Source organism: Sphingomonas sp. DMC6 (genome assembly GCF_056314225.1).
This window is the reverse complement of record NZ_JBQUYT010000005.1, coordinates 317,493-324,837: the sequence shown is the minus strand read 5'-3', so window position 1 is coordinate 324,837 and position 7,345 is coordinate 317,493. Positions and strand designations below refer to the sequence as shown.

Below are 7,345 nucleotides of genomic sequence, written 5' to 3'. Positions count from 1 at the left end.
ATGAATAACCCCTCTTGCGCGATCATCAATAACGATCCGCCACGTTCGAGCGATGCGATTTATGGGTTCACGACCTAAGTTGCGGCACCCTTGCCAGCGAGGGTGGAGCGGCGATGCTCGAATAGCAATCCATGCTCAACCTGTCTAAATTAATGGCTCGGCCCAGTTGCAGCCGCTGTGCGAGCGCAATCCAGCAAGCGCTGGATGTCGGCTCCTGGCAGCTTCTGCCGTTCAACGTATCGCTCGAGAAAGGCAGGAATGTCCCCATTCCTTGCCGGCGCACGAGCTTGAGGAAGCCCATCGCGGGGCGATGGGTCCGCGGTGAATCAAACAAGCGTAGCGCAGGGCAGGACCAGCGCTGCGCTGGATGGATGGCTCCACGCTGGTCCTGCCTAACTCATGGGACGAGTCACAGCAGGCTGGTCAGAGTCCCTCTTCCATGCACAAATGAGTCAAATCGTGTGCCGCCGCTACATCAGGGCGCCGCGTAGATCCCTCGTCGGGTCGGATTTCAGCCGGGCAGTGGCAACTGCGTAGCGGAACACCGCGCTAGCCAGTTGCAGGGTACGGCGGGCGCTCTCGAGCTTGCCTCGCTTCTCGATCTTCCGAATCGCGGCAAGAGCGTCGATAGGCTCGATCTCATGGATCGGCATTTTGCCGATAGAGTTGTCGAGCAGGCTGAGGAGATGTTCGCAGCGCGCGGCTGTGGAGGGCGCCCAGGCTCGGTCGCCGTCGCGACGACGCTTCCGACAATATTCGTTCGCGATGCTAGTGAACGTGTTTTCTGCCAGCGCCCCGGCACGAAGCTTCTCGCGCTGCTTCTCCAGGCCGGGGTCCTTGCCCTCGGCTAATAGATCGCGGGCCTCATCCCGCTTCTTCCGGGCGTCGCGCAGGCTGACCTGGGGGTATGTGCCCAGGCCCAGCTTCTTCTCAACACCGCCCACGCGGTACTTCATCCGCCAGAGCTTGCCCCCTGAGGGTTGGACCAGAACAAACAGGCCCTGCATGTCGCAAAGCTTATAGGCCTTCTCGCGCGGCTTGGCCTTACGAATAGCTATATCTGTCAAAGGCATAGTGGAGCCCTTTCCGAGGCGTGGCCCCCACGTTGGGGGCCACGGGCGTTTTTCGGCCCGCTTTTCTCGCAAAGTGGCCCCCACCTTCGGGAGCTTTCCTGAAATCTTGCGCGATCCAGTGAGCCGGACAACGCCAAAAATACCGCAGATTTCCGCGGTTTACAAAGCTCTGTGGGATGTTGTGAGATCGAGAATTGGAGCGGGTGAAGGGAATCGAACCCTCGTCGTAAGCTTGGGAAGCTTCTGCTCTACCATTGAGCTACACCCGCATCCCGGGTCGGGCGGCGGCGCTGGTGGCCGGGCCGATCGACCATCGACGCCGGGTCACTGGCATAACTGGGGCAGGCTGGTCAATGATTTGCTGTGCCTCGAGGCATCAGCGGTGAAGCGCTGCGTCGCCCCAGGCGATCGGGTCGGGGAAGCGGGGTGAACCCGGCGTGGTGGCGATCAGTTCGACGGCCGCCGCGCCGCGCACATCGGCATCGATCATCACCGGCGCCTCGCCAAACCTTAGCGGCCGGGTGCGTGCGCGCAGCTTGCCGTCGGCATAGACGGCGAAGACCACCGGCTGGCGGCGGTCGCGGGCGCTGTCGTCGACGCCGACCTGTGCCGTGAAGCGGGCGAAGCCGGCGCTGCGGACTTCGATCCGTGAATTGGCGAGCGCGCCCACGCCGCTGTCGAAACGCTGTCCGGCCACCGACAGGGTTTCGCCATAGACGGCACGGTCGGGCTGGGTGCCGCCCCAGCCGCCATAGCGGGGTGGCTCGCCATTGCCGCGGCTGCCGCGCCAGGGGAGCAGCCCGCGATGGATCAGCGGTTCGGCCTGCGGCACCACTACCCCGTCGACGGCGGGGTTCACGCGACCGGGCATTTCGGAGAGATACAGACCGTCGGCGAGCTGGCGGGTGCCGTGGGCAGTGAACATCCGCGCCTCGTGCGGCGCCAGAGAAACGGTGTGCTCGCCGGTGAAGCGCAGCGCCGCGCCGCTCCACAGGTCGGTCAGCGCCACCGCGGCATCGCTGCGGAACTTGAGCTGCTCGGCGGTAAGCGTGGCGTCGATCGGCGCAGCACCGCGATTGAGGATCGCCACTGCTTTGTCGCCGTTCGCCAGCGTCTTCACGAAGATCGAGATGTCGTCCGAATCAAAGGCGAGTACGGCCTGATTGCCCGCCGGATCCTGGTTGAGCGCGATGATCCGTGGATTGCCCCAGATGTCGAGCAGCGCAGGGCCGGCCTTGCGCAGGTCATAGCCGATCATCAGCGGCGCGTTGAGGATCGCCCACAGGCTGAAATGCGCCCGCGCCTCGGTCAGGTGCGCGGCGTCGAACGCGCCGGTGCCGACGAACAGCATGTCCGGGTCGTTCCACGAGCCCGGATGGGCATAGAAGGCGCGGCGGGCGGCACTGTCCATATTGTGGAGCATCCGGCTCCAGCTCGGCGAAATATCCTCGCTGGTGCGCGACATGTTGCCGACCTGCGCGGCCCAGCTCCGCACATCTGCGGCGCCCCAGATGCAAAGCGAGAAGACGAAGTCGTTGTCCGGGTTCCAGCGTTCGAGCGCGGTGCCGACCTGCTGGTAGAGCGCGCGGACCGCCGCCACATCGGTGCGGCCGAGCGAGTCGACATCCACCAACGGCGGGAACGCGCGGTACTGGCCGGCCTGCACGCGCTTGTCGCTGGCGGGCAGCCCGCGAATGCCGCAGCCATCGACCTTGATCAGGTCAAAGCCCCATTCGGCGAAATAAAGGCGGATGTCCTGATCGACATGGCCGTACAGCCCCACTTCGCGCTCCGCCACGCTGCCTTCGGGCTGGCCGGGATAGGCGGAGGTGAACACCTGGCCGCAACTGTTGCGGCCGATGTCGGAATAGATGCCGGCCTTCAGCCCCATGGCGTGCAGCCGGTCGGTCAGCGGGCGGAAGCTTGTCGTGCCGTCGGGCATGGCGGCGGACGGGAAGGCACTAGTGCGGATCACCATCCGCCCGTCGGGCTGGTGCCGTTTCAGCCACCAGCCATCGTCAATGTCGATATAGCGATACCCCTTGGCGGCGAGCCCGCTGTCGACGATCACCTTGGCGGAGGCGAGAATCTTCTCCTCGTCGATGTCGCTGGTGAAGGCGTTCCAGCTGTTCCACCCCATGGGCGGCAGCGCGGCCGCGCCGCGGCTATAGGCGGTCCAGCGGCCCGTGGGGGTCAGCGGATCGGCGGTCTGGGCGGCGGCGGGCTGGGCGAATAGCGCCGCCGCGAACAGGGCAAATGCGTGCTTCATCGGCTGGGCGCAAAGACCAGCGCGTTGCTGAAATAGGGCAGCACATGGTTCTGGAAACGGTCGGCCACGGCGCTGGTATGATCCCCCGGATAGATGGTGAAGCTGTTGGCGATGCCATAGCGGTCGAGCAGTTCGTGCAACTTCTGCGCATCTAAGCGCAAGCCGTCCTTGTCGCCTACGTCGATCGCGATCGCGCGATAGCGGCGAAGATCGCCGATATATTGGTCGACAAAGGTGAGCGGCGCATTGGCCGCCCATTTTGCCAGCACGTCCGGCTGCGGCTTGCCGTCCTTCACCGGCAGGTCGAGATAGAGCGGCGGTGCCTTGGGGTTGGGCGACCAGGCCGCTGCGGTCGCCAGCGTGCCGCGCAGCATCCAGGGAAGCGCCATCGCCGCCTCGTGAGTCTTCACCGCTTCAAGCTGGGCCATCGCCTCGGCGGTCATCATGCCGGTGTCGCGCGGCGACAGGCAGCACGGGCTCATCATATAGACAGCGCCGAACACATCGGCGTGCTTCATGCCGATCCGCGTGGCGCCGTATCCGCCCATCGAATGACCGACCAGGCCGCGGCTCACGCGTGTCGCCAAGGTGCGGTAATGACGGTCGATATAGGCGACCAGATCATGGGCGATGAAGCGCTCGAAATCGCCCGTCGTCACCGAGCTGGAATACATCGACCCGTTGTGCAGCGTCTTGCTGTCGGGCAGCACCAGGATCATCGGCTTTGCGCCCAGCGCAAAACCGCCCTCGACCACCTGCGGCACATGGATTTCCTTGCTCCATTGCTCGGCGCCGATCGAATAGCCGTGGAGCGCATAGATGACCGGATAGCGCTTGCGCGGGTTGGCCGCATAATCGGGCGGCAGTACGACGATCACGTCGCGATCGGCGCTTTCGCCTTCGAGATTGCCTTCGATCGCCGGGGAATGGACCTTGATCCGCTCGATCGTGACCGGGCGCGCGCCTGCTACCGGCGGGGGTGCCGGCGTCTGCACCTGCGCGGCGGCGCCCGTGCCGGCCAGCGCGACGCCGCATAGCGCGATGGCAATGGTGATGTCGCGGAACAAGCCCATGGCGTCTCTCCCGGATGTTGCTGTCTGACGGCGCATTTTTTCGGCGCCTGTTGTTTATACGGTAGCGCTAACATCTCCATTCGACTAGAACAAGTCAGACTAAATACGATCGGAAGGTGAGGGGCGGGGCACCGGGATCGATCCTCTCGGGTCGAGGTGTAGCGGCTTTCCCCCGCTGATCCGAAAGAAAAACGAGTGCTTGTGCATGGCCCTGCCGGTCCGGCGCAACACGCAGAAAATCTTGAGGAGAGGAAGGATGAAGACGATCAGACACCCTCTGCGCGCCGCGTTGCTGGCTGCCGCGTTCATGCCGTTGCAGGCATTGGCGCAGACCGCCGCCGATCCGCAGGCAGAAGCTGATGCCCGCGCCACTGCGATCGTCCGGCAGCTGACGCTGGACGAAAAGATCGCCCAGCTCCGCAATGTCGCCCCCGAAATCCCGCGGCTGAACATCCCGCGCTACAACTGGTGGACGGAATCGCTGCACGGCGCGCTCGGCACGCTCCCGACCACCAATTTCCCGGAGCCGATCGGGCTTGCCGCCAGCTTCGACACGCCGCTGGTCCATGCCGTAGCGGGCGCGATCAGCAGCGAGGTGCAGGGCCTCCACGCGCTGGCCCGCGAGACCGGGCGGATGGGGCGGATCGGCACCGGGCTCGATACCTGGTCGCCCAATATCAACATCTTCCGCGATCCGCGCTGGGGGCGGGGGCAGGAGACCTATGGCGAGGATCCGTTCCTCACCGCGCGCATCGGCGTCGCGTTCGTGCAGGGGATGCAGGGGGCGAACCCGGACCTGCCGAACGTGATCGCCACGCCCAAGCATTTCGCGGTGCATAGCGGCCCGGAATCGACCCGCCACGCCGCCAATGTCTTCATCTCGCATCACGATCTGGAGGACACCTATCTGCCAGCATTCCGGGCCGCGATCGTCGAGGGCAAGGCGGGATCGGTGATGTGCGCCTATAATCGCATCGACGGCCAGCCCGCCTGCGCCAGCGACGAATTGCTGAAGGACCATCTGCGCGGTGCCTGGGGGTTCAAGGGCTATGTCGTGTCCGACTGCGATGCGGTGAAGGACATCAGCGACAACCACCATTATGCCCCCGATGGCGCCGCCGCAGTTGCCGCCGCGATGCGCGCTGGGGTGGACAATGAATGCCATACCCAGACGCTCAGCGACACGGCGGGCCTGGGCGATCGCTACCATGAAGCGGTCGCGCGCGGGCTGCTGACCGAAGCGGACATCGACCGCGCGCTGGTGCGCCTGTTTTCGGCGCGGTTGCGCAACGGCGATCTGCCCGGCATCCGCACCGCTGCCGGCAAGCGCAGCGACATCGGCGCGCCGGCGCACCGCGCGCTGGCACTGGAGGCGGCGGAAAAGAGCCTGGTGCTGCTGAAGAATGACGGGCTGCTGCCGCTGAAGCCGGGCAGCCGCATCGCAGTGATCGGGCCGCTGGGCGATGCCACCCGTGTGCTGCGCGGCAATTATTCCTCCGGCCTGTCCGGCGAACCGATCTCGGTGGTGGAAGGGCTGCGCCGGGCATTCCCCAAGGCGCAGGTACGCTATGTGCCGTTCAGCCCCTCCTATACCGATGGCGATCGCGTGCCGCCGAGCGTGCTGCGGACGCCCGACGGCAAGCCGGGGCTGCTCGCGCGCTACTATAACCCCGTCACGCCGCCCCCGGCGGAATTCGCGCCCGGCACCTTCCGCGAGGCGACCGCGGCGATGCCGTTTGCGGACGCCCCGGTGGTGACGCGCGTCGAGGCCGATGTGGCGGCGCGCAGCCTCGATCTGGCAGCGGTGTCGGAGCATCACCGCACCGTCTGGACCGGCTTTCTGGTGCCGCCCGAGACCGGCACCTACAGGCTTGGCCTGACCGGCTTCGGCGGCGAGATGATGTTCGAAGGCAAGCCGTTTGTCGATCTGCACAAGGCCAGCTGGGGCAGCCTGCCGACGATGCGGGAGGTGCGGCTGGAAAAGGGCAAGCGCTATCCGGTCGAAATACGCGCCGACCAGCATGTGCTGTCGGGGATCGACATGGTGTGGAAGCGGATCGCGGCGGATCCGGTTGCCGAGATGAAGGCAGCGGCGGCCGGGGCCGATGTGCTGGTGGCGGTCGTGGGCATCACGTCCGATCTGGAGGCGGAGGAATCGCCGGTGGCGATCCCCGGCTTCAAGGGCGGTGACAAGACCACGCTCGACCTGCTGCCCGATCAGCAGGCGCTGCTGGAGGCGGCGCGCGCCACCGGCAAGCCGCTGGTCGTGGTGGCGATGAACGGCAGCCCGATCAACCTGAGCTGGGCGAAGGACAACGCCGCCGCGATCCTGGAGGCCTGGTATCCGGGCGAGGTCGGCGGGTTGGCGATTGCACAGGTGCTGTCGGGCAAGACCAACCCGTCGGGCCGGCTGCCGCTCACTTTCTATCGCAGCGTCGATGATCTGCCGCCGTTTGGTGACTATGCGATGCGCGGGCGGACCTATCGCTATTTCACCGGCACGCCGGTGTATCCGTTCGGCTATGGGCTCAGCTATACCAGCTTTGCCTATGCAAACCCCGTGGTCACGCCGGCGGCAGGGGGCGCCGGGGCGGGGATCAGCGTGACGGCCGAGGTGCGCAACACCGGCGCGCGGGCGGGCGATGAAGTCGCACAATTCTATCTGGAATTTCCCAAGGATCCGGGTGCCCCGCGGATCGCGCTGCGCGGCTTTCAGCGCGTGTCGCTTAAGCCGGGCGAGGTGCGGCAGCTGCGCTTCGCCTTGTCGCCGCGTGACCTGAGCAGCGTCTCGGTCGAAGGGCAGCACCGGGTATTGGCGGGCGACTATCGCCTGACCGTGGGCGGCGGCCAGCCCGGCACCGGCGCGCCGGGTACGTCCGCCACCTTCCATGTCGACCAGACGGTGCCGTTGCCCGACTGAGGCTTTCCCT

The 7,345-nt window shown here is 65.9% G+C and carries 4 protein-coding genes and 1 tRNA gene; 1 reads left to right on the top strand and 4 read right to left on the bottom strand.

Going from position 1 to position 7,345, the window contains the following annotated elements; all coding sequences use genetic code 11:
- Positions 1-470: 470 nt before the first annotated feature.
- From ACT53M_RS14390 to ACT53M_RS14375, 4 genes are all read right to left on the bottom strand, one after another.
- The gene (locus tag ACT53M_RS14390) at positions 471-1,073 is read right to left on the bottom strand and encodes a tyrosine-type recombinase/integrase (RefSeq protein ID WP_476234163.1); all 603 of its coding nucleotides are present in this window, start codon (positions 1,071-1,073) and stop codon (positions 471-473) included.
- A 195-nt stretch (positions 1,074-1,268) separates the two neighbouring features.
- Positions 1,269-1,342, bottom strand: a tRNA-Gly gene (locus ACT53M_RS14385).
- Between the two features lie 107 nt (positions 1,343-1,449).
- The gene (locus ACT53M_RS14380) at positions 1,450-3,342 is read right to left on the bottom strand and encodes an NPCBM/NEW2 domain-containing protein (protein ID WP_476234162.1); all 1,893 of its coding nucleotides are present in this window, start codon (positions 3,340-3,342) and stop codon (positions 1,450-1,452) included.
- Positions 3,339-4,415, bottom strand: coding sequence for an alpha/beta hydrolase (locus tag ACT53M_RS14375; protein ID WP_476234160.1), 1,077 nt, complete (start codon positions 4,413-4,415; stop codon positions 3,339-3,341). Before ACT53M_RS14375 ends, ACT53M_RS14380 begins: the two co-directional genes overlap by 4 nt.
- A 256-nt stretch (positions 4,416-4,671) precedes the next feature.
- On the opposite strand from ACT53M_RS14375, the gene ACT53M_RS14370 reads away from it, so the two are divergent.
- Positions 4,672-7,335, top strand: a complete 2,664-nt coding sequence (locus ACT53M_RS14370) for a glycoside hydrolase family 3 C-terminal domain-containing protein (protein WP_476234159.1) — start codon at positions 4,672-4,674, stop codon at positions 7,333-7,335.
- Positions 7,336-7,345: the final 10 nt, after the last annotated feature.